The sequence below is a fragment of the Serratia sp. HNCC26DJ206 genome, assembly GCF_057180605.1.
The window spans coordinates 1-1,127 of the sequence record NZ_JBXUGP010000107.1 but is presented as its reverse complement, the minus strand read 5'-3'; the positions used below and the strand labels follow the sequence as shown (position 1 = coordinate 1,127).

Below are 1,127 nucleotides of genomic sequence, written 5' to 3'. Positions count from 1 at the left end.
GTCTAGAACCAGCCGCACCTGGTGTATGTTTAGGATTTGATTCAATTTTAAATCCATTTTTTGCAACTGTTGCTGCGGGGATTGGCAATCTATTATCTGCTTTACCCAGGCCACCTGTAACAGCAGCCATCGCTGCACCAGCCAGTATTTCGGCTTTCTGACTATCCAGGCCATACAAGGTCTGAAGCCGTTGAGCAAATTCAGTGCTGTTGACGATCCCTGATTCATCCATCTGCTGCATCAGCAAGACCGATAAATCGTTCTTCATTGCCCACGGAATATCTTCACCCAGCGCTCTGTCGATCGCTTCATGAACCAGCATACTGTTAGCCGGGATATCACCGTATTTCTCTTTACAGGCCGCTGCATCCGAAGCACAGGTAACAATTAACTCATTACGTTGCTTCAGACTCAGCTCTTCCATTTCCTTCACGATCTGACCACAGTCACCGCGAGCTTCACACCCTTTAGCTCTCGCCGCAAAATCATCTATCTGCGGCGCACTCAGCGCGTTATTCTCCACAACAACGTGCTCCGTCGTGAAGTTAGCCAGCGAACACCATTTTTCCCTGTACCATCAGCCAGTTACAACCCCATTTCGCCTGTGCATTTTCACACGCGCAACTTTTTGCCCCGACGCGACTTTTACGCCCGTGACGCCATTTTCCCCAACCTGTTAAAGAGCAACTGCACCCACATCATAGCAGCGGCGTCAGCCGCTGCCATTACCGCTTTTCCGGGTTTTCATCGCGGCGGGAGGTGACGCACAGCGGCCTTTGGCTGTGCGTCACCGAACCGCCTGCCAGGTGCGGGGCGGCGAGCCTCCGCAAGCGCCAGCACGGCGCTCTGTTGCACACCTGCCTGAGCCAGGTTTTGGCTTTGCATGACCACACAGAACCGGGGCGGGCGCGGAAGCTGGCGAGGCGGGAACGAGTGACACGCGGCCCTTGGCGGGGCACGAGCCGCCGCAGCCAGACGCAGCCGGGCGGGCATTAAGCCTTTAAGCGGAGGCCGCCAGGCCGACAACACTTTTGTCGTTGACCTTGAAGTTGACGAAGAACGCGGATATCAGGAAGCGGCGGGAACGCAGTGACCGGCGCGGCGCACTGCACCGGGTGAGCACCGAA

At 56.0% G+C, this 1,127-nt stretch carries 1 pseudogene; it reads right to left on the bottom strand.

The features are described from left to right. Positions 1-523 (bottom strand): annotated as a pseudogene (locus AC2A1E_RS24130) (VENN motif pre-toxin domain-containing protein); the annotation flags it as partial. Positions 524-1,127: the final 604 nt, after the last annotated feature.